This window comes from Mesorhizobium sp. M7D.F.Ca.US.004.03.1.1 (assembly GCF_003998635.1).
Lineage (GTDB): Bacteria > Pseudomonadota > Alphaproteobacteria > Rhizobiales > Rhizobiaceae > Mesorhizobium > Mesorhizobium loti.
Map to the genome: position 1 here is coordinate 1 of NZ_RZQG01001490.1, position 855 is coordinate 855.

At 65.6% G+C, this 855-nt stretch carries 1 pseudogene; it reads left to right on the forward strand.

Features of this window, described 5'->3' with window-relative positions:
* Window positions 1-615: pseudogene (gene glyA / locus EN935_RS38165) on the forward strand (serine hydroxymethyltransferase); the annotation flags it as partial.
* Window positions 616-855 lie beyond the last annotated feature (240 nt).

Consider the following 855-nt stretch of genomic DNA (forward strand, 5'->3'; position numbering starts at 1 on the left):
GTCGTGACCACCACGACGCACAAGTCGTTGCGCGGCCCGCGCGGCGGCATGATCCTGTGCAATGACGAGGACATCGCTAAGAAGATGAACTCGGCGGTGTTCCCCGGCTTGCAGGGCGGCCCACTGATGCATGTCATCGCCGCCAAGGCGGTGGCTTTCGGCGAAGCGCTGAAGCCGAGCTTCAAGGTCTACGCCGAGAGCGTAGCCGCCAACGCCAAGGCGCTTGCCTCCAGTCTCAAGGAAACCGGGCTCGACATCGTCTCCGGCGGCACCGACAACCATCTGATGCTGGTCGACCTCAGGCCCAAGAACGCCACCGGCAAGCGCGCCGAGGCAGCGCTGGGCCGCGCCAACATCACCTGCAACAAGAACGGCATCCCGTTCGATCCAGAAAAGCCTTTTGTCACCTCGGGCGTGCGTCTCGGCACCCCGGCCGGCACCACGCGCGGCTTTGGCCAGGCCGAATTCCGCGAGATCGGCAAGCTGATCGCCGAAGTGCTGGATGGTCTCAAGGTCGCCAATTCCGACGAGGGCAATGCCGCTGTCGAAGCCGCGGTCAAGGCCAAGGTCGTGGCGCTGACCGATCGTTTCCCGCTCTATCCCTATCTCGGCTGAGGCGATAGGAGGTCTTACCGCCTGTTGCGACGACAAGCGTCTCAGCAGGCCGGGCGACCGGCAGGAGCCTTGATGATGCGACCATTTCGTTTCGCCGACCTTGGCGCCGTTGGCGCCCTGGCTGCTTTGATCGCCGGGCCTTTCCCCGGCAACGCCTTGGCGCAAACCGCCCCTGCTCAAGCCGCGCCCGCGCAACCCGCTCCTGCGCAACCCGCACCTCAGCCCGAGCCCACGAGACGC